This is a genomic window from Streptomyces sp. NPDC059785 (assembly GCF_042732375.1).
Lineage (GTDB): Bacteria > Actinomycetota > Actinomycetes > Streptomycetales > Streptomycetaceae > Streptomyces.
In genome coordinates, this window is the sequence record NZ_JBHWHV010000001.1 from 271,777 (window position 1) to 296,704 (window position 24,928).

The 24,928-nt window shown below is 71.7% G+C and carries 20 protein-coding genes and 1 pseudogene; 9 read left to right on the forward strand and 12 right to left on the reverse strand.

What is annotated here, in order from left to right:
• Positions 1-63 precede the first annotated feature (63 nt).
• Both ACFV6E_RS01315 and ACFV6E_RS01320 read left to right on the forward strand, forming a co-directional pair.
• Positions 64-477, forward strand: a complete 414-nt coding sequence (locus ACFV6E_RS01315; RefSeq protein WP_385458719.1) for a roadblock/LC7 domain-containing protein — start codon at positions 64-66, stop codon at positions 475-477.
• Between the two features lie 122 nt (positions 478-599).
• Positions 600-1,550: a DUF6397 family protein gene (locus tag ACFV6E_RS01320; RefSeq protein ID WP_385458721.1), complete on the forward strand. Its 951-nt coding sequence runs from the start codon at positions 600-602 to the stop codon at positions 1,548-1,550.
• Positions 1,551-1,562: 12 nt separating this feature from the next.
• On the opposite strand, the gene ACFV6E_RS01325 is transcribed toward ACFV6E_RS01320, so the two are convergent.
• Complete coding sequence (locus ACFV6E_RS01325; RefSeq protein ID WP_385161861.1) at positions 1,563-2,435, reverse strand: acyl-CoA thioesterase; 873 nt, start codon at positions 2,433-2,435, stop codon at positions 1,563-1,565.
• 19 nt (positions 2,436-2,454) lie between these two features.
• Positions 2,455-4,968, reverse strand: coding sequence for a DEAD/DEAH box helicase (locus ACFV6E_RS01330; RefSeq protein ID WP_385161859.1), 2,514 nt, complete (start codon positions 4,966-4,968; stop codon positions 2,455-2,457).
• Between the two features lie 145 nt (positions 4,969-5,113).
• Between ACFV6E_RS01330 and ACFV6E_RS01335 the strand changes: the two genes are divergently transcribed.
• Positions 5,114-5,908, forward strand: a complete 795-nt coding sequence (locus ACFV6E_RS01335; protein ID WP_385458723.1) for a metal-dependent hydrolase — start codon at positions 5,114-5,116, stop codon at positions 5,906-5,908.
• Between the two features lie 47 nt (positions 5,909-5,955).
• Here ACFV6E_RS01335 and ACFV6E_RS01340 read toward each other — a convergent pair whose 3' ends face one another.
• The 4 genes from ACFV6E_RS01340 to ACFV6E_RS01355 all read right to left on the reverse strand — a co-directional run bounded on the left by ACFV6E_RS01340 (position 5,956) and on the right by ACFV6E_RS01355 (position 10,643).
• Positions 5,956-6,225, reverse strand: a complete 270-nt coding sequence (locus ACFV6E_RS01340; protein ID WP_385161855.1) for a type B 50S ribosomal protein L31 — start codon at positions 6,223-6,225, stop codon at positions 5,956-5,958.
• A 48-nt stretch (positions 6,226-6,273) separates the two neighbouring features.
• Positions 6,274-6,744, reverse strand: coding sequence for a DUF5709 domain-containing protein (locus tag ACFV6E_RS01345; protein ID WP_385161853.1), 471 nt, complete (start codon positions 6,742-6,744; stop codon positions 6,274-6,276).
• A 249-nt stretch (positions 6,745-6,993) separates the two neighbouring features.
• Entirely contained in the window at positions 6,994-8,775 is a 1,782-nt protein-coding gene (locus ACFV6E_RS01350) for an ABC transporter ATP-binding protein (protein ID WP_385161851.1), read from the reverse strand.
• Positions 8,772-10,643: an ABC transporter ATP-binding protein gene (locus ACFV6E_RS01355; protein WP_385458725.1), complete on the reverse strand. Its 1,872-nt coding sequence runs from the start codon at positions 10,641-10,643 to the stop codon at positions 8,772-8,774. The genes ACFV6E_RS01350 and ACFV6E_RS01355 overlap by 4 nt, the downstream gene beginning before the upstream one ends.
• A 308-nt stretch (positions 10,644-10,951) precedes the next feature.
• Between ACFV6E_RS01355 and ACFV6E_RS01360 the strand changes: the two genes are divergently transcribed.
• Positions 10,952-11,704 (forward strand): hypothetical protein, encoded by a 753-nt coding sequence (locus ACFV6E_RS01360; RefSeq protein ID WP_385161847.1) that lies wholly within the window; start codon positions 10,952-10,954, stop codon positions 11,702-11,704.
• On the opposite strand, the pseudogene ACFV6E_RS01365 reads toward ACFV6E_RS01360, so the two are convergent.
• Positions 11,701-12,438: pseudogene (locus ACFV6E_RS01365) on the reverse strand (methyltransferase domain-containing protein). The gene ACFV6E_RS01360 and the pseudogene ACFV6E_RS01365 sit on opposite strands and share 4 nt — an antisense overlap.
• A gap of 232 nt (positions 12,439-12,670) precedes the next feature.
• Here ACFV6E_RS01365 and ACFV6E_RS01370 point away from each other — a divergent pair.
• Positions 12,671-14,320, forward strand: coding sequence for a peptide-N4-asparagine amidase (locus ACFV6E_RS01370; RefSeq protein WP_385458727.1), 1,650 nt, complete (start codon positions 12,671-12,673; stop codon positions 14,318-14,320).
• Between the two features lie 97 nt (positions 14,321-14,417).
• Here ACFV6E_RS01370 and ACFV6E_RS01375 read toward each other — a convergent pair whose 3' ends face one another.
• Positions 14,418-14,876 (reverse strand): MarR family winged helix-turn-helix transcriptional regulator, encoded by a 459-nt coding sequence (locus ACFV6E_RS01375; protein ID WP_385458729.1) that lies wholly within the window; start codon positions 14,874-14,876, stop codon positions 14,418-14,420.
• A 96-nt stretch (positions 14,877-14,972) separates the two neighbouring features.
• On the opposite strand from ACFV6E_RS01375, the gene ACFV6E_RS01380 reads away from it, so the two are divergent.
• Both ACFV6E_RS01380 and mltG read left to right on the forward strand, forming a co-directional pair.
• The gene (locus ACFV6E_RS01380; protein ID WP_385161841.1) at positions 14,973-16,775 is read left to right on the forward strand and encodes an ABC transporter ATP-binding protein; all 1,803 of its coding nucleotides are present in this window, start codon (positions 14,973-14,975) and stop codon (positions 16,773-16,775) included.
• A gap of 43 nt (positions 16,776-16,818) precedes the next feature.
• Entirely contained in the window at positions 16,819-17,694 is an 876-nt protein-coding gene (gene mltG / locus ACFV6E_RS01385) for an endolytic transglycosylase MltG (protein ID WP_385161839.1), read from the forward strand.
• 65 nt (positions 17,695-17,759) lie between these two features.
• Here mltG and ACFV6E_RS01390 read toward each other — a convergent pair whose 3' ends face one another.
• The gene (locus ACFV6E_RS01390) at positions 17,760-18,803 is read right to left on the reverse strand and encodes an NAD(P)-binding domain-containing protein (protein ID WP_385161934.1); all 1,044 of its coding nucleotides are present in this window, start codon (positions 18,801-18,803) and stop codon (positions 17,760-17,762) included.
• 232 nt (positions 18,804-19,035) lie between these two features.
• Between ACFV6E_RS01390 and ACFV6E_RS01395 the strand changes: the two genes are divergently transcribed.
• Positions 19,036-19,458 carry a secondary thiamine-phosphate synthase enzyme YjbQ gene (locus ACFV6E_RS01395; protein ID WP_385161837.1) on the forward strand — a complete coding sequence of 141 codons (423 nt, stop codon included), beginning with the start codon at positions 19,036-19,038 and terminating at the stop codon, positions 19,456-19,458.
• A 20-nt stretch (positions 19,459-19,478) separates the two neighbouring features.
• Here ACFV6E_RS01395 and ACFV6E_RS01400 read toward each other — a convergent pair whose 3' ends face one another.
• Complete coding sequence (locus tag ACFV6E_RS01400) at positions 19,479-19,853, reverse strand: DUF5997 family protein (RefSeq protein WP_385161835.1); 375 nt, start codon at positions 19,851-19,853, stop codon at positions 19,479-19,481.
• Positions 19,854-19,911: 58 nt separating this feature from the next.
• Between ACFV6E_RS01400 and ACFV6E_RS01405 the strand changes: the two genes are divergently transcribed.
• Complete coding sequence (locus tag ACFV6E_RS01405) at positions 19,912-20,796, forward strand: LysR substrate-binding domain-containing protein (protein WP_385161833.1); 885 nt, start codon at positions 19,912-19,914, stop codon at positions 20,794-20,796.
• Between the two features lie 89 nt (positions 20,797-20,885).
• Here ACFV6E_RS01405 and ACFV6E_RS01410 read toward each other — a convergent pair whose 3' ends face one another.
• Together ACFV6E_RS01410 and ACFV6E_RS01415 are read right to left on the reverse strand one after the other, a co-directional pair.
• On the reverse strand, positions 20,886-24,164 hold the full coding sequence (locus ACFV6E_RS01410; RefSeq protein WP_385161831.1) for a carboxyl transferase domain-containing protein: 3,279 nt from the start codon (positions 24,162-24,164) through the stop codon (positions 20,886-20,888).
• Between the two features lie 114 nt (positions 24,165-24,278).
• Positions 24,279-24,758 carry an Lrp/AsnC family transcriptional regulator gene (locus tag ACFV6E_RS01415; RefSeq protein WP_385161829.1) on the reverse strand — a complete coding sequence of 160 codons (480 nt, stop codon included), beginning with the start codon at positions 24,756-24,758 and terminating at the stop codon, positions 24,279-24,281.
• Between the last annotated feature and the right edge of the window lie 170 nt (positions 24,759-24,928).

Consider the following 24,928-nt stretch of genomic DNA (forward strand, 5'->3'; position numbering starts at 1 on the left):
TCCGGAAGGCTTGCTGACCGAATCCCCCGGTCAGGGGGAGAGGCGACACGGGGAGAACGGCACATGGGGCAGAAAACGGGGCTCGGCTGGTTACTCGACGACCTGACCGAGCGAGTCGAACACGTCAGGCACGCACTGGTGCTGTCCAACGACGGGCTGGTGACGGGCGCGAGCACGGGACTGCGGCGCGAGGACGCCGAGCACCTCGCGGCGGTGGCGTCCGGTCTGCACAGCCTGGCCAAGGGGTCGGGACGGCACTTCGGCGCGGGTCAGGTACGTCAGACGATGATCGAGTTCGACGACGCGGTGCTCTTCGTCACCGCCGCCGGCGACGGCAGCTGTCTGTGCGTCCTCTGCGCGGCCGAAGCGGACATCGGTCAGGTGGCCTACGAGATGACACTGCTGGTCAACCGCGTCGGCGAACATCTCCGCGTGGACGCCAGGAAACCGGAACACACTCCGCCCAGACGGCTCTGACCTGCGCAAACGCGGCGTCAGGCGGAGTTGTCCACAGGCCCCCCGTGCGATCCGGGAAACCGGTTACGGTTTTTCCCAGAGCCCGCGAGAACCGACGCGGGCACCGCACGGGGGAGAAAAACATGTCAGGCACGACCATCGCGCAGACCGCCGCGTCCCTCACGGTTGCGGCCACTGCCGGACCGCGGGCCAAGTCGTACGCGCCGAACCGAGCCGCTCGTGAAATGGGCCTGCAGCGCAGGGAGTTCGACCTCGCCGTGCGCCTCGGACTGATCCGCACCGTTCCGGACGAGGGCGGCGGCGGAGCACGACGGGTGGCGCGGGCCGAGATCGACCGGGTGCGCGGCGAGGACGGCGGAGTCGCGGAGCTCCTGCGGCAGCGGGTCAGGACCGTGGGCACGGCGGAGGGCGCGGCCCTCATGGAGGTGACGCCCACCAGGTTCACGCGCCTGGCGCGCCTGGGCCTGGTGGTGCCCGTGAACTTCTACGTCAACCGGTACCGAGCCGTCGTCTGGCTCTATCTGGCCGACGAACTGCGCCGGTTCACCGACAAGGAGGACCACGCGAAGCTGTTGACGGGCCGTACGCCGGAAGGACTCCGTGACCAGCTGAGCGAGGGACTCGACCTGCGGCCCCGCAACTGGCGCGGGCGCCACCTCGGATTCCTGCTCCGCCAGACCGAGGACCCCTGGGCGCGCGCCGCGATCGTCGCCTCGTTCCTCGACCCGGTGCACGTGGCGGACACCGTCAAGGACCCGTACGAGCGTGCCCTGCTCAATCGGCTGCGGCCGGAACCGGCGGCGCGCACGGCGCCCGACTCGCCCGCCGCGCACGTTGCGGCCGAGATCATGACGGCCCAGGAGCCCGACGAGATCGGCTGGCTGAGGGCCGACCTGGCACAGACCGTCGCCACCGCCCGGGAAGCGCGGCCGGCACCACGTCCGGCCTCGGGCCCGGCATCGCCGGACGCCCTCCGGCCGGCGGCACCGCACGTCACCGAGGACACTCCACCGGAGCGGGAAGCGGAGCGATCACGCGGCTTCCTCGGCTGGCTGCGTCGCAGAGGCGCGTGAACCGGAGGCGCGTCAGCCTTCGAGCTTGCGGAACAGACCCTCCTGGACCACGGACACGAGCAGGCGTCCCTCCACGTCGTAGATGCGGCCGCGGGCCAGCCCGCGGCCACCGGTCGCGATCGGGGACTCCTGGTCGTACAGGAACCACTCGTCGGCACGGAACGGCCGGTGGAACCACATGGCGTGGTCCAGGGACGCCATGTCGAAACCGCGCGGACCCCACAGCGGCTCCACCGGGATGCGCACGGCGTCCAGCAGGGTCATGTCGCTCGCGTAAGTCAGGGCGCAGGTGTGGACGAGCGGGTCGTCCCCGAGAGGGCCGACCGCGCGCATCCACACGGCGCTGCGCGGCTCCGCGCCGACGACGTCCTCCGGCGTCCAGCGCAGCCGGTCCACGTACCGGATGTCGAACGGCTGGCGGCGTGCCATGCGCTCCAGTGTCTCGGGCAGCGCGCCCAGGTGTTCCTTGATCTCCTGCGAGACAGTCGGCAGCGACTCGGGGTCGGGGACCTCGCGGGCCGGCGGCAACTGGTGCTCGAAGCTCCCTTCCTCGGGCTTGTGAAAGGAGGCGGTCAGATTGAAGATCGTGCGGCCCTGCTGCACAGCGGTGACCCGGCGCGTGGTGAAGGACCGCCCGTCACGGACCCGCTCCACCTGGTACACGATGGGCACGCCTGGGCGGCCGGGGCGCAGGAAGTACGCGTGCAGCGAGTGCACCGGCCGGTCGCCCTCGGTGGTGCGGCCGGCGGCGACCAGCGCCTGTCCCGCCACCTGCCCGCCGAAGACCCGCTGCAAGGACTCCTCCGGGCTGCGGCCGCGGAAGATGTTGACCTCGATCTTCTCCAGGTCGAGCAGGTCGACGAGTCTCTCGGCTGGGTTGCTCATGGGTGAGGTTCTCCTGTACTCACAGCTGGCCGACGTCGGTGACCTTGACGATGGCACGGCCCTCGGTGTCGGACGCGGTGAGGTCGACCTCCGCGCTGATGCCCCAGTCGTGATCGCCGCCCGGGTCCGCGAAGGTCTGACGCACGCGCCACAGCCCGTTCTGCGGCTCCTCCTCGATGCGCAGCAGCTTGGGGCCGCGTGCGTCGGGGCCGGTGCCGAGGTCGTCGTACTCGTCCCAGTACTTGTCCATCGCCTCGCCCCACGCGTCGGCGTCCCAGCCGGAGTCGGCGTCCATCTCGCCCAGTTCCTCGACCTGGTCGAGGGCGGCGAGCTCGACCCTGCGGAAGAGGGCGTTGCGGACCAGGACGCGGAAGGCGCGGGCGTTCGAGGTGACGGGCTTGACCTGGTCGGCCCTCTCCTGGGCCTCCTCGGCGGTCATCTGCTCGGGGTTGGCGAGCTGTTCCCACTCGTCGAGCAGGCTGGAGTCGACCTGGCGCACCATCTCGCCCAGCCAGGCGATCAGGTCCTCCAGGTCGTCCGACTTCAGGTCGTCCGGGACGGTGTGCTCCAGGGCCTTGTAGGCGCTGGCGAGGTAGCGCAGCACGATGCCTTCGGTGCGGGCCAGCTCGTAGAAGGAGACGAACTCGGTGAAGGACAACGCCCGTTCGTACATGTCGCGGATGACGGACTTCGGCGACAGCGGATGGTCGCCGACCCACGGGTGGCTCTTGCGGTACGTGTTGTAGGCGTGGAAGAGCAGTTCCTCCAGCGGTTTCGGGTACGACACGTCCTGGAGCCGCTCCATCCGCTCCTCGTACTCGACACCGTCCGCCTTCATCGCGGCGACGGCCTCGCCGCGGGCCTTGTTCTGCTGGGCGGCGAGGATCTGCCGGGGGTCGTCCAGCGTCGACTCGACGACGGAGACCATGTCGAGCGCGTACGACGGGGACTCGGGGTCGAGGAGTTCGAACGCGGCGAGGGCGAAGGTCGACAGCGGCTGGTTCAGCGCGAAGTCCTGCTGGAGGTCCACGGTGAGCCGCACGATGCGGCCCTCGGCGTCCGGCTCATCGAGCTTCTCAACGATGCCGCCGTCGAGGAGGGACCGGTAGATGGCGATGGCCCGCCGAATGTGCCGCAGCTGCTGCTTGCGCGGTTCGTGGTTGTCCTCCAGCAGATGCCGCATGGCCTCGAAGGCGTTGCCCGGCCGGGCGATCACCGACAGGAGCATCGTGTGCGTCACGCGGAAGCGGGAGGTCAGCGGCTCCGGCTCGGAGGCGATCAGCTTCTCGAAGGTGTTCTCCGTCCAGCCGACGAACCCCTCGGGTGCCTTCTTGCGCACGACCTTGCGGCGCTTCTTCGGGTCGTCGCCCGCCTTGGCCAGCGCCTTCTCGTTCTCGATCACATGCTCGGGGGCCTGTGCCACGACGAAGCCCGCGGTGTCGAAGCCGGCCCGTCCCGCCCGCCCGGCGATCTGGTGGAACTCACGCGCGCGCAGCGTCCGCACGCGGTTGCCGTCGTACTTGGTCAGGGCGGTGAACAGCACGGTGCGGATGGGCACGTTGACGCCGACGCCGAGGGTGTCCGTACCGCAGATGACCTTCAGCAGACCGGCCTGCGCGAGCTTCTCCACCAGCCGCCGGTACTTGGGCAGCATGCCGGCGTGGTGCACGCCGATGCCGTGCCGTACGTAGCGGGAGAGATTGCGGCCGAACTTGGTGGTGAAGCGGAAATTGCCGATCAGCTCGGCGATCTGGTCCTTCTCCTCACGCGTGCACATGTTGATGCTCATGAGCGCCTGTGCCCGCTCCACGGCCTGCGCCTGGGTGAAGTGCACGATGTAGACGGGAGCCTGCTTGGTGGCCAGCAGCTCGGTGAGCGTCTCGGTCATCGGGGTGAGCACGTACTCGTAGGAGAGCGGCACAGGGCGGGTCGCCGAGCGGACCACCGCGGTGGGGCGGCCGGTGCGCCGGGTGAGGTCCTTCTCGAACATCGAGACGTCGCCGAGCGTGGCCGACATCAGCACGAACTGGGCCTGCGGCAGCTCCAGGATCGGGATCTGCCAGGCCCAGCCCCGGTCGGCCTCCGCGTAGAAATGGAACTCGTCCATGACGACCTGGCCGACGTCGGCGTTCTTGCCGTCGCGCAGGGCGATGGACGCCAGCACCTCGGCGGTGCAGCAGATGACCGGGGCGTCGGCGTTGACGGAGGCGTCGCCCGTGAGCATGCCGACGTTCTCGGTGCCGAAGAGCTTGCACAGCTCGAAGAACTTCTCCGAGACGAGAGCCTTGATCGGCGCCGTGTAGAAGGTGACCTCGTCGCGGGCGAGGGCCGCGAAGTGCGCACCCGCGGCGATCATGCTCTTGCCCGAGCCGGTGGGTGTCGAGACGATCACGTTCGCCCCCGACACCACCTCGATCAGCGCCTCCTCCTGGTGGGGGTAGAGCGTGAGGCCGCGTTCCCCGGCCCACGACTCGAAGGCTTCGTAGAGGGCGTCGGGATCTGCGGTTCGCGGCAGCTGATCGATGAGGGTCACGCCTCCATCTTGCCTGGCATCGGGCGTGATGAGGGAATCGGCTGTCGGCACGAAGATCGCGAACGTTACGCTGAGGCACCGACGGAGCGTCAGCGCGCGGGGACAACTCGACAGCGACAACAGCGAAATGGGGCGGGGCACGGCCATGATGGGACCAGCACACTCACTGTCCGGGGCCGCGGCCTGGCTCGGGGTCGGAGCGGCCGCCGCGGCGGCCGGTCACCCCATGCCCTGGCCGGTCCTCCTGGTCGGCGCCCTGATCTGCGCCGGCGCGGCGCTGGCGCCGGACCTGGACCACAAGGCGGCGACCATCTCGCGGGCCTTCGGACCCGTCTCACGGGGCCTGTGCGAGATCGTCGACAAGCTCTCGTACGCCGTCTACAAGTCCACCCGGAAGCAGGGCGACCCGCGTCGCTCCGGCGGTCACCGCACATTGACGCACACCTGGCTGTGGGCGGTGCTGATAGGCGCGGGTGCGTCCGTCATCGCGATCACCGGGGACCGCTGGGGAGTCCTGGCCATCCTCTTCATCCACATGGTGCTGGCCATCGAAGGGCTGCTGTGGCGGGCGGCGCGCGGATCCAGCAGCGATGTCCTGGTCTGGCTGCTGGCCGCCACCAGCGCGTGGATTCTCGCCGGCATCCTGGACGAACCGGGCAATGGGGCGGGCTGGCTGTTCACCGCGCCGGGGCAGGAGTACCTCTGGCTGGGGCTGCCGATCATCCTGGGCGCGCTGGTGCACGACATCGGGGACGCGCTGACGGTGTCGGGCTGCCCGATCCTGTGGCCCATTCCGATCGGCCGCAAGCGCTGGTACCCCGTCGGGCCGCCGAAGGCGATGCGGTTCCGGGCCGGCAGCTGGGTGGAGCTGAAGGTGCTCATGCCGGCCTTCATGGTGCTCGGCGGCGTGGGCTGTGCGGCGGCGCTGAACTTCATCTAAGACGGGCCGGTCCGGCGGGGACGGGCGCGGGTGCCGCCGGGGCGATGTCAGCCGTCGCCGCCGGAGCCGGTGCTCCCGCCGCCGTACCGCCGTTCGAACTGGGCGATGCGGCCCTCCGTGTCCACGGTGCGCGCCTTGCCCGTGTAGAAGGGGTGGCTCTCCGAGGAGATCTCCACGTCGACGACCGGGTAGGTGTGGCCGTCGTCCCACTCGATGGTCCGGTCGCTCGTCGCGGTGGACCGGGTGAGGAAGGCGTAGCCGGCGGCGCGGTCACGGAAGACCACGGGGTGGTAGTCGGGCTGCTTGTCCTGCTGCATGGCTGCTCCTTGCGAAGGGGAGTGGGGCCGCCGCGGGGACGGGCACGGTCAGCCCGGTACGGCGTCCTCGTCGACGACATGCATCGCGGCTTCCTCGGCCGACGCCGCCGCGCCGTCGATGCCCACGTCGGTGGCGACGAGCCCGCTCTCCTGGTCCTCGTGCGCGCCCTCGTCGGGTGCGACGAGACGGCCGGAACGGGCGGCACCCACCTCGCTGTCCAGCGGCTCGCCGTCGGTGTCGGCGGAGTCGCCGATGCCGTCGTCGTCCGTGACCGTGATCTCCGGCACCTCCTCCGCGAGACGCTCGTCGAGACTCTCGCCGCGCTGCCGTTCCGCGGCGGTCACGCCGGAGTGCTCCACCGCCCACGGCCGCTCGGGCGGCGAGAAACCACGGTCCAGAGGATCGTCGACGCCATCGGCGTCCAGGGTGTCCTCGACGTCGAGCAGCCCCGAGTCCTCCTGTATCTCGGAGCTGTCGGGCTGGTAGACGTCGTCTCCCCAACCGTCGGCGCTGTCCACGGATACCTCCAGGTGACGCGGGCGGACCCGGCGTCGCCGTGTCGCGCGGCGCGACAGGGCCGCTTGGCACAGGCCGCGCCCCGGCGAGCCGGGGTGGCTCAAGGACGCTCCCCGAACCGGTACCGCCTTCCACCCTTCCACTCACTGTCGGCCCCGCGCAACGGCACAAGGTCACGAACCGCTGACCGGGCAGGACGGGGGTGGGCCCCGCCTTCCCGACCGGCCGGGACGGTGCCTGCCGGGTGCCCGCTACCCGTGCCAGGACCGCCACAGGGCGGCGTACGCGCCGTCGGCGGCGACCAGCTGATCGTGGCTGCCCAGCTCACTGATGCGGCCGTTCTCGACCACCGCGATCACATCGGCGTCGTGCGCGGTGTGCAGCCGGTGGGCGATGGCGACGACGGTGCGCCCGTCGAGCACCCGGGCCAGCGAACGTTCCAGGTGGCGGGCGGCGCGCGGGTCGAGGAGCGAGGTCGCCTCGTCCAGGACCAGGGTGTGCGGATCGGCCAGCACGAGACGGGCCAGCGCGATCTGCTGAGCCTGGGCCGGAGTGAGCGAGAGGCCGCCCGAGCCGACCTCGGTGTCCAGACCGCCGTCCAGGGCCCGCGCCCACCTGTCCGCGTCGACGGCACCGAGAGCCGCCCACAGTTCGGCGTCGGCGGCGCTGGTCCGGGCGAGGAGCAGGTTGTCGCGCAGGGAGCCCACGAAGACGTGGTGCTCCTGGTTGACCAGGGCCACGTGCGAGCGGACCTGCTCGGCCGGCATCCGGGAGAGTTCGGCGCCGCCCAGCTCGACGCGGCCGTCGCGGGGCGCGTAGATCCCGGCGAGCAGCCGGCCCAGCGTCGACTTGCCCGCGCCGGACGGGCCGACCAGGGCGAGCCGGGTGCCGGGCGCGACCTCCAGGGAGACCTGACGCAGGACGTCGACGCCGGCGTGGTAGCCGAAGTGGACCTCGTCGGCGAGGACGTCGCGGCCGTCGGGGGCCACCGTCGGGTCGCCCGCCTCCGGCTCGATCTCCCGGACGCCGACCAGCCGGGCCAGCGACACCTGGGCCACCTGCAGCTCGTCGTACCAGCGCAGGATCAGGCCCACCGGTTCGACGAGCATCTGCGCGATGAGCGCGCCCGTCGTCAGCTGACCGATGCCGATCCAGCCCTGGAGGACGAAGACCCCGCCGATCATCAGGACCGAGCAGAGGACCGTCACGTGCGTGATGCTGACGACCGGGAAGAGCACGGAGCGCAGCCAGAGGGTGTAGCGCTCCCAGGCCGTCCACTCCTTGACCCGCCGGTCCGAGAGGCGGATGCGCCGCTCGCCCAGCCGGTGCGCCTCGATGGTGCGCCCGGCGTCGACGGTCTCGGCCAGGACGGCGGCGACGGCCGCGTAGCCGGCGGCCTCCGAGCGGTAGGCGGACGGGGCGCGCCTGAAGTACCAGCGGCAGCCGGCCACCAGCAGCGGTACGGCGATCAGCACGACGGGTGCGAGCGCCGGCGCGGTCACGGTGAGGCCGGCCAGGAGCAGCACCACCCACACCACGCCGATCGCCAGCTGCGGTACGGCCTCACGCATCGCGTTGGCGAGCCGGTCGATGTCCGTGGTGATCCGGGACAGCAGATCGCCGGTCCCGGCGCGTTCCAGGACACCCGGCGGCAGGCCCACCGACCGTACGAGGAAGTCCTCGCGCAGGTCGGCCAGCATCCGCTCGCCGAGCACGGCCCCGCGCAGCTGCACCTGGTGCACGAAGACGGCCTGTACGACGAGCGCGACGACGAAGAACGCAGCCATGCGTTCCAGGTGGAGATCACGGGCGTGGTCCGAGACCTGCTCGACGACCGAACCCAGCAGATAGGGCCCGGCCATCGAGGCGACCACGGCAATCGTGTTGACCGTGATCAGGAGCAGGAAGGCCGGGCGATGCCGGCTAAACAGTTCGGCCACGTAGGCGCGCACGGTCGCGGGGGTGCCGACGGGCAGCGTGTTCGCCGTCGTCGGGGCCGCCGGGTCGTACGCCGGTGGCGCCAGGCCGATCATGCGGTCTCCTCGATCTCTGCGAGCTCTTCCAGCTTGTCGACGGTGTTCGTCCTGCTGGCCCTGGCGGTTCTGCCGGCGTGGTTCGCCCGGTGCGGGGACGGCAGCTCCCCAGGGACGTCACCGGCGGTCTCTTCGTCGGTCTCACGGGTGACCACGGCGCGGTACCGGGAGTCTTCGTGCACCAGCTCGCGGTGCGTCCCGACCGCGACGACCTCGCCCTCGTGCACGAGCGCGACCCGGTCGGCCCGGTCCAGAAGCAGCGGGGAGGAGGTGAAGACGACCGTCGTGCGGCCGGAGCGCAGTGAGCGCAGGCCGTCGGCCACCCGGGCCTCGGTGTGCGAGTCGACGGCGGACGTCGGCTCGTCCAGGACCAGCACCTCCGGGTCCGTGATCAGGGACCGGGCCAGGGCCAGTCGCTGGCGCTGGCCACCGGACAGGGACCGCCCGCGCTCGGTGATCCGCACGTCCATGGGGTCCCGGGCGTCCAGCGATCCCTGGGCGAGTGCGTCCAGGACGTCGCCGCACTGCGCGGCGTCGAGCGCCTCGGCGGCGCTCACGGACCCGGACGACGGCACGTCGAGCAGCTCGCGCAGCGAGCCGGACAACAGTACGGGGTCCTTGTCCTGGACGAGAACGGCGGTCCGTGCGGAGTCGAGCGGCAGCTCGTCCAGCGGGACGCCGCCGAGCAGTACGGACACGGACGGCTCCTCCTCCGCCGGATGTCCGCCGAGCCGCTCGGCCAGCAGACCCGCCGCGTCCGGGTCGCCGCACACCACCGCGGTGAGCCGTCCGGCGGGGGCCAGCAGCCCGGTCGCCGGGTCGTACAGATCACCGGCCGGTGCCGGAGTCGTGCGGGAGGCCGCCGCGTCCGTCGTCCGCTCCAGCGAGAGCACACGGGCGGCGCGCTTGGCGGAGGGACGGGAGAAGGAGTACGCCATGGCCGTCTCCTGGAACTGGTGCAGTGGGTACGTGAGCAGCATGACGGTGCTGTACGCGGTGACCAGTTCGCCGACGGTGATTGTGCCCGCGCGGACCAGATCCACGCCGTGCCAGATGACCGCGATGGTCAGCAGACCAGGCAGCAGCACCTGGATCGCCGAAATCAGCGCCCACATACGGGCGGAGCGGACGGCGGCCCGGCGCACTTCCTGGGAGGCCCGGCGGTAGCGGTCGAGGAAGAGGCCCTCGCCGCCGATGCCGCGCAGCACGCGCAGTCCCGCCACGGTGTCCGAGGCCAGTTCGGTGGCGCGGCCCGCCTTCTCGCGCTGCTGGTCGGCGCGGCGGGTGGCGGGCGGCAGCAGGGGCAGTACGGCGAGCCCCATGACCGGCACGCCCACCGCGACCACGACGCCGAGGGCGGGCTGGTAGATCAGCAGGCCGACGCAGACGATCACCACGGTGAGCAGGGCGGCGACGAAACGTGACACGACCTCGACGAACCAGCCGATCTTCTCGACGTCGCCCGTGGAGACCGCGACGACCTCGCCCGCCGCCACACGTCGTGTCAGTGCGGAGCCGAGCCGTGCGGTCTTGCGCGCCAGGAGCTGCTGGACACGGGCGGCGGCGGTGATCCAGTTGGTGACCACCGCGCGGTGCAGCATGGTGTCGCCCAGCGCGATGCCCGTGCCGCACACGGCCATCAGCGCACCGGTGAGGGCGAGATGCGTACCGGACCGGTCCACGACGGCCTGGACGGCCAGGCCGACACAGAAGGGCAGCCCGGAGACGGCGACGAAGTGCAGCAGACCCCAGAGGGAGGCCTTGAGCTGTCCGCCGAGCTGGTTCCGGCCGAGCCACCACAGGAAACGGGGACCCGAGCGGGTGTCAGGCACGCCCGGATCGGGATACGGAAGGTCTTGAATCTGCATGACGTCCCAGTGGCTCGTATCAGGGGTGATGGACGACGAGGGGCCGACGCGCGCACCCGTCGCGGGCGCCGGTGACGCACGGACCGGCGGCGCGCGGCCGACGCGTCACCGTCCGCCGCGGCCGGTGCGTACTGCCCGCGAGGGCGGCGTAGGCCGACAACAAACCGTGAAAGGTTCGCCTCGGAGCGTGGTCGGAGGCAAACGGTTTTTCGACGCGAGGCAAAGAATCGGCCTCGGATCGCCGTGACACGGCAGGCGGGGACGGGGGTGAACGCGTTCGTCGGACAAGTGGTGCGACGATGGACGGCATGCAAACAGGCGGTGCGAGCGGTTCGATACGCGCGGGGGTCGCAGTGGCGGCCTGTGGCGTTCTCCTGATGTCCCTGTCGGCCTGCGGTGGTTCGGGCGGGGGCGGCGACACGAAGAGTGACGGGGGGTCCGGCGACAAATCCGGTCATACGGCGGCACGTACCGTCGATCTGAAGCGCATCCCCGACGTCGGAGACCGGCTGCAGAAGCAGATCCCCGCCAACTCCCGTCAGGTCGTGGCGGTCTACGGAGAGGGCAAGGACTCCGCGGACTCCACGGTCGTCCTCTACACGAAGGACGGTTCCACCTGGGACAAGACGCGCAGTTGGACGGGGCACAACGGCAAGAAGGGCTGGACCACCGACCACCAGGAGGGCGACAAGCGCAGCCCCGTCGGGGTGTTCACGCTCAGCGACGCGGGCGGCGTGCTCGCGGACCCCGGCGCGCAGCTCCCGTACACGGAGTCGGCGTCCTTCCAGGCCCCGCACTACTGGGCGAAGTCGCACTGGCACGACTTCGACTACGTCATCGCCATCGATTACAACCGGGTCAAGGGCACGTCCCCGATCGATCCGACCCGGCCCGAAGGCCAGTCCAAGGGCGGCAGCATCTGGCTGCACATGGATCACGGCAGTGGCACGTCGGCCTGCGTGAGCCTGTCCAAGTCGGGGATGGAGTACCTGCTGCGCACGCTCGACCCGGATCAGCATCCGGTGGTGGTGATGGGGGACAAGGCGGACCTGAAGGCCTAGGTACGGCCGGGTTTGCGCCACACGGAGACCTGCGACGTGCTGGACGCGGTGAAGGGCGCCTCGTTCCAGTCGGCCCACCGCTCGGCCGGGACGAGGCCTGCGAGTTCGGCCATCAGGTCAAGTTCGGAGGGCCAGACGTAGCGGTGCGGTGAGCGGAACGTGCTGCCGGCCGTCGGCGATCGTGCAGTGGTGCGAGACCAGCCGCTGGTTCACCGGGTCGTAGGTGTCGAAGCTGGCGTGCCGCTCGCCGATGTGGAAGGGGAGAGCGGTCTCGCCCGGCGGCAGGCGTCGCAGTTCGGGGACGAAGACCCCGACGACGAAACGGCCGCCCGGTTCGAGATGCCGGGCGGCGTTGCGGAAGCACGCGACCTGTTCGGCCTGGGTGAGCAGGCAGGTCAGGGCGTTGTAGACGACGTAGACCAGACGGTAGCCGCCCGGGTGCGCGTGCGGTCGTCATGTCCCCGAGGACCACGGGCACCTTGTCGCCGCCGGGCTTCTTGCGGAGCTCCCCGGCCATGGGCTCCGACTTCCCGATCCCGGCCACGCGCGTCCCCCCGGGCGCTCAGTGCCAGTGCGACGCGTCCGGTGCCCACGGCGAACTCCAGGGCCCTGCCGTCTCCCGCGCGGCGTTCGAGGAAGTCCATCGCGGGCCCGAGGACTTCGGGCCGGTACATGTGCGCGGACGATTCGTCGTAATCCCCGGCCACCTGCTCGGTCCACACGTCGGCATCCATGACGCGGCAGGCTGTCACGCCGGCGAGGCGACGGGCCAGCGCTTTTCGCCGCAGGCGCTGTGGCAGGTTTTCGCCCCGCGCTGCCTCGCTGGGTGTCCTGCGCGACATCGCGAAGCGTCCTGCGCGGCCTCGCGGAGGCGGGTTGCACGGCCTCGCGAGGCGTCCCGCGCGGCCTCGCGAGGCGTCCTGCGCGGCATTGCGGGGAGGGCGGCGTCCGCGTAGAACACCGCTCATGAGAAGACCGGTCTTCATGTCCATGCTCACCGGAGTGATCCTCGCGGTGAGCACCCTCCTCGGAGCGGGCCCCGCCTCGGCCGCCGCGGTGCCGGACGAGTTCGGCACCGACTGGCACGACCCGCTGACCGCCGCCCCGCCCGTGTCGCGGCCCGCCACCCGCTCCTGCCGCGTCACCGTCGCGGAAGCGCAGTTCCGCGACTTCACGCCCTATACGGGGACGTACGCCCCGCCGAGCGGGTGCGGCGAGCGCTGGAGCAAGGTCGTGCTCAGGCTCGACGGCAAGGTCGAGGGGCGGCAGTTCGACCGGCTCGGCTACGTGCACATCGGCGGGGTCGAGGTTCTGCGTACGTCCACGCCGGAGCCGTCGCCCGACGGGATCGAGTGGTCCGTCGAGAAGGACGTGACCCGCTACAGCGACACCCTCCGGCGGACCGGCGACGTCGAGATGCTGATCGGCAACGTGGTCGACGACACGTACACCGGAGTCATAGACGTCCGGGTCACGCTGACCTTCTACGCGGCGGCGAGGACACCGGCCGCCGGGACCGGTTCCGCCGCGACCGGTTCCGCCGGCGCCGCGCACGCGTCGGCCGCCGTACCGGACCGCGTCCTCACCCTCCGGGACGGCACGCTCACCACGCCCCGCAACAGCGAACGCATCGTCGCCGAGGTCTACGCCACCGGCTCCGGCGGCGGCTGCGAGGAGTACTGGTACCTGACGGTCCCGGAGACCGCGCCCTACTCGTGCAAGGCGGACGACGGCCCCTACCGCGAGGTGCAGATCAGCGTCGACGGCCGGCTCGCGGGCATCGCGGCGCCGTTCCCGACCGTATGGACCGGCGGCTGGTCCAATCCGTTCCTCTGGTACGTGGTCCCCGGTCCGCGCGCCTTCGACAGCAAGCCGATCGAGTACGACCTGACACCGTTCGCAGGGCTGCTCAACGACGGCCGGCCGCACCGGGTCGACGTCTCCGTCGTCGGTGTCCCCCAGGGGCAGACGGGCTGGAGCACCCCCGTGAACGTCCTGGTGTGGCAGGACGCCGGGCGCGCACACGTCACGGGCGCGCTGACCCGGGCGGAGGCGGGCGACCTCACCAATTCCGTGACGTACACGCCGGGGGCGGAGTACGTCCTGGAGACCGAGGGCGGCCACCGGCTGGCGGTCTCCGGTTACGTCGACACCTCGCACGGACGGGTCGCGACCACCGTCGACCGGACCCTGGCCAACGCCTCCGAGCACCGCTGGACCGACGGCGAGACCTCGGACGGCCTGCGGGCCCGCTGGACGGACGACGAGAACGTCACCGTCGACGGACGCGGGGCGCCCCGGACGGCGCGCACGCACCGCACGTACACCATGGACGGTACGACGACGCTGGGCGACGGCGACCGGCTGCGGACCGTCCTGACTCTGGGGGACCGGGCGTCGGTGGAGGAGGCGCGCGGCGGCCGGCGCACGGCGTGGTCCCGGCTCGACGACACCTACACGGGCGACGCGACGTACACCGCGAACGTGCCCCGTGAGGAGCGGCACGCGGTCGCGACGACGAGCGAGCGCTACCGGCTGTACGGCTCCGCGGGCTGCTACGACCGGAGTCTGGTGACCGTGCAGGGGGTGCTCACCGAGGACCGGGCGCGCTGCTGAGCCGACCGGCCACCGCTGAGCCCAGCCGGCCGGGCACGGGCGGTTCCTGACGAGCGGCGGGGCGCGCTCCGGAGGTGCACGGCTGCCCCGGTGGGGTTCAGCAGCCGCGCTCCATGCCGGGCGGCGTCCCGTCGATCAGGGTGTCCAGGAGTCCGCCCAGAATCTCACGCTGATCGTCGGTCAGCGGGGCGAGGATCTCCTCCGCCGCCGCCCGGCGCGCGCTGCGCAGCTCCCGCAGTGCCTTGCGTCCCTCGTCGGTGACCTCGACGCGGATCACTCTTCGGTTGGCGGGGTCGGGCACTCGGCGCACCTTGCCGTTCGCCTCCAGGCCGTCGACGAGTGTCGTCACGGCCCGCGGCACGACTTCGAGGCGCTCGGCCAGATCGGCCATGCGGGGCGGCGACCCGTAGTGCGCCAGGGTGCGCAGCAGCCGCGACTGGGCCGGGGTGATGCCCAGGCGGCGGTGCTCCAGGTGGCGCTTCTGGATGCGGTGCACACGGCGGGTGAGCCGCAGCAGTTGCTCGGCGAGCAGGCCGTCGGCGTCGGCAGAGGTCATGCGGGAACAATATCAGGACCTTATTCATTGTGAGTATAGGTAACAATGAGCTAGGCTCTCCTTCTGTCACAGTTCCCTCAACCTCCGTAGGAGCCCATGCGTCCCGATCAGCCCACCTGGACCCCGCCACCCGCCGATGCGGAACAGCAGCCGCGGCAGGTGCGGCGCATTCTCAAGCTCTTCCGTCCCTACCGCGGGCGGCTCGCGGTCGTCGGCCTGCTGGTCGGCGCCGCGTCCCTCGTCTCCGTCGCGACGCCCTTCCTGCTGCGCGAGATCCTGGACGTCGCGATCCCGCAGGGCCGCACCGGACTGCTGAGCCTGCTCGCGCTCGGCATGATCCTCAGTGCGGTCGTCACCAGCGTCTTCGGCGTCCTGCAGACACTCATCTCCACGACGGTCGGCCAGCGCGTCATGCACGACCTGCGCACCGCCGTCTACGGCCGGCTGCAGCGCATGTCGCTCGCCTTCTTCACCCGGACCCGCACCGGCGAGGTGCAGTCCCGCATCGCCAACGACATCGGCGGCATGCAGGCGACGGTGACCTCCACCGCCACCTCCCTGGTCTCCAACCTGACCAGCGTCGTCGCCACGATCGTCGCGATGGTGGCGCTGGACTGGCGGCTCACCGTGGTCTCCCTGCTCCTCCTGCCGGTCTTCGTCGCGATCAGCCGCCGGGTCGGCCGCGAGCGCAAGAAGATAGCGACGCAGCGCCAGAAGCAGATGGCCGCGATGGCCGCCACCGTCACCGAGTCGCTCTCCGTCAGCGGCATCCTGCTCGGCCGGACCATGGGGCGAGCCGACTCGCTGACGCGCTCCTTCGCGGACGAGTCCGAGGGCCTGGTCGGCCTCGAGGTGCGGTCCAACATGGCGGGGCGCTGGCGGATGGCCGTGATCTCGATCGTCATGGCCGCCATGCCCGCCGTCATCTACTGGACCGCGGGCATGGCCCTCCGGCTCGGCGGGCCGACCGTCTCCATCGGTACGCTCGTCGCGTTCGTCTCGCTCCAGCAGGGCCTGTTCCGGCCGACGGTGAGCCTGCTGTCCACGGGGGTGCAGATCCAGACCTCGCTCGCCCTCTTCCAGCGCATCTTCGAATACCTCGACCTGCCGATCGACATCACGGAGCCGGAGCGTCCGGTCCACCTCGACCGGGTCAAGGGCGAGATCCGCTTCGAGGACGTGGAGTTCCGCTACGACGACAAGAGCGGCCCGGTCCTCGAGGGCATCGACATCACCGTCCCCGCGGGCGGCAGCCTCGCCGTCGTCGGTCCGACCGGCTCGGGCAAGTCCACGCTCAGCTATCTGGTGCCGCGGCTGTACGACGTCACGGGCGGGCGCGTGACGCTGGACGGCGTCGACGTGCGCGACCTGGACTTCGACACCCTCGCGCGCGCGGTGGGAGTCGTCTCCCAGGAGACGTATCTCTTCCACGCCTCGGTCGCCGAGAATCTGAGATTCGCCAAGCCGGACGCCGCGGACGAGGAACTGTACGCGGCCGCCCGCGCCGCCCAGATCCACGACCACATCGTCTCGCTGCCCGACGGCTACGACACGGTCGTGGGCGAGCGCGGCCACCGGTTCTCCGGTGGTGAGAAACAGCGCCTCGCCATCGCCCGCACCATCCTGCGCGACCCGCCCGTCCTGATACTCGACGAGGCGACCAGCGCGCTGGACACCCGCACGGAGCGCGCGGTGCAGGAAGCCATCGACGCGCTGTCGGCCGACCGGACCACGCTCACCATCGCGCACCGGCTGTCCACCGTCCGGGGTGCCGACCAGATCGTGGTCCTGGACTCCGGCCGTGCGGCGGAGCGCGGTACGCACGAAGAACTGCTGGAGCGGGACGGCCGTTACGCCGCTCTGGTCCGTCGAGACGCCCAACTGGAGCCGACAAGATGAAGATATGTCGGGTTTGTAGGCATTAGCGGGTTACCGTGCCCGCATGCAGATGAACACTCCGCCACGGAGCACGATTCGACTGACGCGACGGGGACGGATCGCCCTCATCGCGACCGGAGCCGTCGTCGCCGCCACCGCCGTGGCGGTGCCGCTGCTGACGATGGAGGACGCGGACACGCGCGCGACGTCACTGACGATCCCGGAAGGCTGGCGCGCGGGCCAGGTGTACGAGGCGGTGGACAAGGCCCTGCGGGTGCCGGCGGGCACCACCAAGAAGTCCCTGGGCAAGGCCGACCTCAAGCTGCCCGGCGACGCGGAGGGCAACCCGGAGGGCTATCTGTTCCCCGCGACCTATCCGCTCGGCGAGAAGACGACCCCCGAGACGCTGCTGTCCTCGATGGTCACCACCGCGAACAAGACCTTCAACGGCGGCCAGAACACCGCGGGCGCCCAGCGCAACGCGATGAACGTCTACCAGGCGGTGACCATCGCGAGCATCGTCCAGGCCGAGGCCGCCACCAAGGCCGACATGGGCAAGGTGGCCCGGGTCGTCTTCAACCGCCTGGAGCGGGGCATGCCGTTGCAGATGGACTCGACGATCAACTACGCGCTCAACCGCAGCACCGTGCACACCACCGAGAAGGACACCGAGCTCGACAACCCGTACAACTCCTACCAGCGCATGGGGCTGCCGCCGACGCCGATCGCCAACCCCGGCGAGGAGGCGATGCGGGCGGCGATCAATCCGACCCCGGGCGACTGGCTGTACTTCGTCACGGTCGAGCCGGGCGACACGCGCTTCACGGCGAGCTATGAGCAGCACAAGAAGAACGTCGAGGAGTTCAACCGCAAGAACCGCGGCGGTGACCGCCACGGGGATCGCGACCAGGAGCGCAAGAGCGCCGCGCCCGCGCCCTGACGCCACACGCCACGCATCACGGACCGCGGACCACGGATCACGCGTCACCCGTCACGCGCCGTGTCTCACACGGTGGCCGGTGCGTCGGTCAGCAGGTGTCTGATGTCGCGTACGGCGGCGCGTCCGGCACGGTTGGCGCCGACGGTACTGGCCGAGGGGCCGTATCCGACCAGGTGGACGCGCGGGTCGGCGGCCACGCGGGTGCCCTCCATGCGGATGCCGCCGCCCGGCCCCCGCAGCCGTAGCGGCGCGAGATGGTCGACGGCCGCGCGGAAGCCGGTGGCCCACAGGATGACGTCGGCGTCCACCCGGCGCCCGTCGTCCCACTCCACGCCGTCCGGGGTGATCCGGTCGAACATCGGCAGCCGGTCCAGGACGCCGTCCCGCAGCGCCTGCCGGATCGCGTCGTTCAGGGGCAGCCCGGTCACGGACACCACGCTTCGCGGCGGCAGCCCCTGCCGGACCCGGTCCTCGACGAGCGCGACGGCGGCCCGGCCCGCGTCCTCGCCGAAGGGACCCTCGCGGAAGACGGGCGGCCGCCGGGTCACCCAGGTGGTCCCGGCCGCGTACGGGGCGATCTCCATCAGATGCTGGGTGCCGGACGCACCGCCGCCCACGACGATCACGCGCTGTCCTGCGAACTTCTCGGGGCCCGGGTACTGGGCGGTGTGCAGCTGCCGGCCGCGGAAGGTCGCCTGGCCCGGGTAGCGCGGCCAGAACGGCCGGTCCCAGGTGCCCGTCGCGTTGATCAGCGCCCGGGCCGACCACACGCCCGCGTCGGTCTCGACGCGCAGCCGCCCGCCCTCGCCCTCGCGGACCGCGCGGACGTCGACCGGCCGCCGTACCCGCAGGTCGAAGGCGCGCTCGTACCGGTCGAAGTACTCGGCGATCACCTCGGACGACGGCCGGGCCGGGTCCGCGTCCGTCAGTTCCATGCCGGGCAGCGAGTGCATCCCGTGCACCTTGCCGTACGTCAGCGACGGCCAGCGGAACTGCCAGGCACCGCCGGGGTGCGGCGCGTGGTCCAGTACGACGAAGTCCCGCTCCGGCCGCGAACCGGTGCGCCGCAGGTGATAGGCGCTGGACAGACCCGCCTGGCCGGCGCCTATGACGACGACGTCGACCTCGCGCGCCCGGCCCTCGTCCTGCGTGCGTTCTTCGCGTGCGTGCGTGCGCGACTCTTCGCGCGTCCGCGACTCTTCGCGCGTGCGTGCTGCGGTTTCGGCGAGCACCCCGGTGTCGTTCACACTGCGGTCAACCGGACCGGGGTCCGGTATCTTCCCCGGCGGCGGCTGAGGGGCGTTGACGTGTGGAATCGGCGGGATGGGTCAGGATGGTGGCATGTCCGATGCCTTCACCACCCGGGTCCTGAACCTCACCACCGGTTCGCACGAGGCCGTTGCCGACATCACCCGTGACTGCGAGAGCTTCCTCGGGGAGGTCGCGGCCGGCCGTGACGGGCTGCTGAACGTGTTCGTCCCGCACGCGACGGCCGGTGTCGCGATCATGGAGACCGGCGCCGGCAGCGACGACGACCTGCTGGCCGCCCTGCACACGCTGCTTCCCGCGGACGACCGCTGGCAGCACCGGCACGGCAGCCCCGGCCACGGCCGCGATCACGTACTCCCGGCGATCGTCCCGCCGCACGCCACCCTGCCGGTGGTCGGCGGACGGCTGGAGCTGGGGACATGGCAGTCGGTGTGCCTGGTCGACACCAACAAGGACAACGCCAGCCGCCACGTGCGTCTGAGCTTCCTGGGGTAGCGGTCGGCGCTCCGTCCCGGTCAGGCGCGCTTTTTCTCCTTCAGGCGGGCCGCTTCCTTGCGGACCTCGGCCTGGGTGGCGCGTTCCCGCTGGAGCCACTCGGGGCTCTCCTGCTTCAGCGCGTCGATCTGCTCCGTGGTCAGCGCCTCGGTGACACCGCCGCGCGCGAGTCCCGCGATGGAGACGCCCAGCCTCGCCGCGACCACGGGGCGCGGGTGCGGGCCGGTGCGCCGCAGCTCCACCAGCCACGCGGGCGGGTCGCTCTGGAGCGCGTTCAGCTCGGCGCGTGAGACGGCACCCTCCCGGAACTCGGCGGGGGTGGCCTCGAGGTACACACCCAGCTTCTTCGCCGCGGTGGCGGGCTTCATGGTCTGGGTGGTCTGGTGCGACGTCATGGTGTCAAGGGTATCGAGCGTGTGCGCGAGCTCTGACCACGCCGGGTAGCCTGGCCAGGTGACAGGCTCGGAAGCATCCCCCTCGTTCCGGCTCGCGTACGTTCCGGGAGTGACGCCCGCCAAGTGGGTGCGGATCTGGAACGAGCGCCTGCCGGACATCCCGCTGACCCTGGTCCCCGTCGCCGCCGCCGAGGCGTGCGGCGTGCTGCGCGGCGGCTCCGCCGACGCGGGCTTCCTGCGCCTGCCGGTCGACGGCACGGACCTCAGCGCGATCCCTCTCTACGCCGAGACCACGGTGGTCGTCGTCCCGAAGGACCATGTGGTCGCGGCGGTCGACGAGGTGACCACCGGCGATCTGGCCGACGAGATCGTGCTGCACCCGCTCGACGACGTCCTCGGCTGGGAGACCCCGCCGGGACAGCCCGCCTTCGAGCGTCCGGCCACGACCGCCGACGCGATCGAGCTGGTGGCGGCCGGGATCGGGCTGCTCGTCGTGCCGCAGTCGCTCGCCCGTCTGCACCACCGCAAGGACCTCACCTACCGCACGGTCACCGACGCCCCCGAATCGCGGGTCGCGCTGTCGTGGCCCGAGGACGCGACCACCGACATGGTCGAGGATTTCATCGGCATCGTCCGCGGCCGCACCGTGAACAGTTCGCGCGGGCGCTCCGGGGCGGCGCGGACTCCGGACGGTGCCAAGGGGAAGGGCGAGGGCGAGGGGTCGCAGCGGGGCGACGCTCGGCGCAAGCCCGCAGGAGCGAAATCGGGCGCGAAATCGGGCGCGAAATCGGGCGTCAAGACGGGTGCCGAGTCCGGCGGGAGGCCGACGAGAAAGACCTCCGGGTCCGGGACCAGGTCCGGGTCCGGGTCCGGCAGGGGTGGCCGGAGCGGTTCCGGCGGTGCGAAGAGCGGCGGACGCGGTAAGCCGCGCCGCCGTTCCTAGCCGGGCGAACCGCCTAGCGTCGAACCGCCTAGCCGGCCGAACCGAAGAAGCCTGGTGGGCCGACGGACCCTCCTGAGCCACGCGCCACGTCACCACGTATCGACGAACCCCCGCCCTCCGTACCCCTGCCCTCCGTACCCCCACCCCTCATGTCCTGGCCCCTCGTGCCCCCGCCCCCCGTCCCCGCCGCCCTCGTAGCCGTCCAGTGCCGCGAGGATCCACTTCCGTGATGCCGCGGGGTCGATCACCGCGTCGATCTCCAGGGCGGCCGCCGCGTTGACCGCCTTGCCGTGTTCGTAGAGTTCCGCGACGCGGGCCTCGAAGGCGCGGGCGCGGGCCTCCGGGTCGGTGATCGCGGCCAGTTCCCTGCGGTGGCCGAGCCGGACCGCGCCCTCCAGGCCCATGCCGCCGAACTCGCCGCTCGGCCAGGCCGCGGTGGCCGCCGGAGCCCGGGTGGAGCCGCCCATCATGGCCATCGCGCCGAGCCCGTACGCCTTGCGCAGGACGAGGCTGACGAGGGGGACCCGCAGATTCGCGCCGGTCACGAAGAGCCGGGCGAAGTGCCGTACCGTCGCGGTGCGTTCGGCGTCCGGGCCCACCATGAAACCGGGTGTGTCACAGAGTGAGACGACGGGCAGGCCGAAGGCGTCGCAGAGCTGGAGGAAGCGGGCCGTCTTGTCCGCGGCGTCGCTGTCCAGGGCGCCGCCCAGATGCGCCGGGTTGTTCGCGATCAGCCCGAGCGGGCGGCCCTCGATCCGGACGAGACAGGTCAGCGTGGAGACGCCGAAGGACGGCCGGAGTTCCAGGACCGAACCGGTGTCCGCCAGCGCCGCCACGGCCGCGCGCATGTCGTAGGCGCGACGTCGGTTCTCCGGTACGACGTGCCGCAGCAGCCGCTGGTCCGGAGCCTCCCAGCCGGACCGGGAACCCTGGCGGTCCGAGTCACCCGAGTTACTCGCTCCGCCCTGGTCCCGGAAGTAGGAGAGGTACTGGCGCGCCACCCGTACCGCCTCCGCCTCGTCGGACACGGCGATGTCCACCACGCCGTTCGGTATCTGGACGGACCGCGGTCCGACCTCCTCCGGCCGGTACACGCCGAGGCCGCCGCCCTCGATCATCGCGGGGCCGCCCATGCCGATGGTGGCCTCCGGGGTGGCGATCACGACGTCGCAGCAGCCGAGCAGCGCCGCGTTGCCGGCGAAGCACCGGCCGGAGGCGATGCCGATCAGCGGCACCGTGCCGCTGAGGCGGCCCATCCGGTGGAACGTGGTCAGATGCAGACCGGCGACGGACGTGGTGTCCGTGTCGCCGGGCCGGCCGCCCCCGCCCTCCGCGAACAGCACGACCGGCAGCCGCCGTTCCCCGGCGATGCCCAGCATCCGGTCGGTCTTGCGGTGGTTCTGCACCCCCTGCGTCCCCGCGAGGACCGAGTAGTCGTACGACATGACGACGCACGGCGCGCCGTCGACGCGGCCCGTGCCGGTGACCATGCCGTCGGCCGGGGTCGAGCGGATCAGGTCGTCCAGGGAGCGCCGGCCGCGCTGCGCGGCGATCGCCAGCGCGCCGAACTCGGTGAAGGTACCGGCGTCGCAGAGGTCCTCGATGTTCTCCCGGGCGGTGCGGCGCCCGGCGGCATGCCGTTTCGCGACCGCGTCGGGACGGTGCTCGTCCAGCCCGATGCCGTGACGGCGGTGCGCCTCGGCGAGATCGGGTCGTACGGCGTCAAGGTCCACGGCTTCCGCCGCCGCCGCGGTGGCGGCGTCCGGGTCGGCCGGCGTGTCCAGCTCGATGAGTGTCCGGCCCTCGCTCACCGTGTCGCCCACGCGCGCGTGGAGGGCGCGTACGACTCCGGGTGCCGTGGCCCGCACCACGTGCTCCATTTTCATGGCCTCGAGCACCAGCAGCTGCCCGCCCGCCGGTACGTGGTCGCCGGGCGCGACGTCGACGGAGATCACCGTGCCGCTCATCGGCGAGACGGCCGTGCCCGCCGTGCCTGCCGCGCCCGCGACGTCCTCAGTGGCCGGGCCGGGGGCGGCCTCGGCAGGGAGCAGGTCGGCCAGGTGGTCCGTCACCCAGCCGGTGTGCGCCCAGAACTCCGGCCGGGCCAGCACCGCCCGCAGCAACGGGATGTTGGTACGCACCCCTTCGACGTCGAATTCGCCGAGTGCCCGCCGGGCCCGTTCGCAGGCGGCGGCGTGTCCGTGCGGGGCCCTCGCGACCACCTTGGCCAGCAACGGGTCGTAGCGGACACCGACATCGGTTCCCGCGCGCGCGGCCGTGTCGACCCGTACCCCGGGGCCGGTCGGGACGTCGAAGCGGGTGAGCCGCCCGGCGGACGGCCTGACCGAGCCGTCCGCCGCCGTCACCTCGGCGTTCACCCGCGCCTGGACGGCGAAACAGCGCGGCTCGGCCGGTTCCCCGTCCAGCCCCAGCGCCTCCAGAGTCTCGCCCGCCGCGATCCGCAGCTGTACGGCGACCAGGTCGACGCCGGTGACCTCCTCGGTGACCGTGTGCTCGACCTGGAGCCGCGGGTTGGCCTCGATGAAGTGGAACTCCTCGCCGCGGACCAGGAACTCGAAGGTGCCGAGTCCCGAGTAGCCGGCCGTCCGGGCCATCTTCAGGGCGCAGGCCAGCAGGTCCCGCCGGGTCCGTGACGGCAGCCCCGGGGCCGGTGCCAGCTCGACGAGCTTCTGGTGACGCCGCTGGGCGCTGCAATCCCGGTCCCACAGGTGAGTGATGTTCCCGTGCGCGTCGGCGACGATCTGCACCTCGATGTGCCGGGCGCCCTCCACCAGCCGTTCCACGTACAGCTCGGGTCTGCCGAAACCCTGCTGGGCCTCGGAGCGGCAGCGCTGCCACGCCTCGGCCAGTTCGTCGCCGGTGCGCACCACGCGCATGCCACGGCCGCCGCCCCCGCCGACCGCCTTGATCATCAAAGGGCCGCCCTCGAGGAACGCGCGCGCGTCGTCCGGACTCGTGCCGCCGCGCGTGCCCGGCAGGACGGGCACGCCCAGGTCCTCGGCGAGGGCACGCGCGCGTGCCTTGTCCCCGAACAGCTCCAGCACCTCGGGGGAGGGGCCGACGAAGCGCACCCCCTGCGCCAGACAGCGCCGCGCGAACCCGGCGTCCTCGCTGAGGAACCCGTATCCGGGGTGCAGGAAATCGCACCCGCGTGCCGCGGCAAGCACCGCGTCCACGTCGAGGTAACCGGCTTCGCCCAGGGGCACCGCCTCGTCGGCGTACCGCACGTGCGGGTCGTCGTCCGGTGCGTACACCGCGACCGTGCGCAGCCCGGCCCCGGCGGCGGCGCGCAGCACGCGTACGGCGATCTCACCGCGGTTGGCGACGAGAACGGCGGCAGAACCCATGAACCCCTCCGAACCCCGAACGGACCTCTCCGACGGCCGTGCCGGTCGGCGCCGCCATGCTCATCGACACTGACATCAACGTCAACGGGACGGTCGGCGGGGCACCGGGAGGGGTCAGTCCTTCGCCGCGCGGTGGCCCACCGACTCCACCAGCGGCAGCAGCCGGTGCGGGACGCGCTCGCGCAGGGCCACCTCGGTCCTGGTGCGGACGACGCCGGGCAGGCTGATCAGGGACTGGATGACGTCCTCCAGGTGGGCGTTGTCGCGCGCCACCACCCGGGTCAGCAGATCGCCGCCGCCGGTGATGGAGAACGCCTCCACGATCTCCGGGACGGTGGCGAGCGCGTCGCCCACGTCGTCCAGATGACCCTGGGTGACCTCGATGTGGACGAAGGCGAGGACCGGGTGGCCGAGCGCGGCGGGCGACAGGGAGGGGCCCGTGCCGGTGATCACGCCGTCCCGCTCCAGCCGGTCGAGGCGGGCCTGGAGCGTGCCGCGGGCGACACCGAGGATGCGCGCGTACTCGCGCACGCTCGTACGGGGCTGCTCCAGCAGGAGCCGGAGGATACGGGTGTCGAGTGCGTCCACGGCCATGGCCCGTCGGCCTCCCTGCTGTCACGGTTGTCCGCCGGTGACTGTACCAACGGTGCCAATGGCCCTCCGGACGGCTCGGCGGCTGAGCCATCCGGCAACGGACGACCTGCCTGTCCGTGCGGTGTCACCCCGCCGGTGAGCAGTTGGCGCTGTGGAACGGGCCTGCGGCC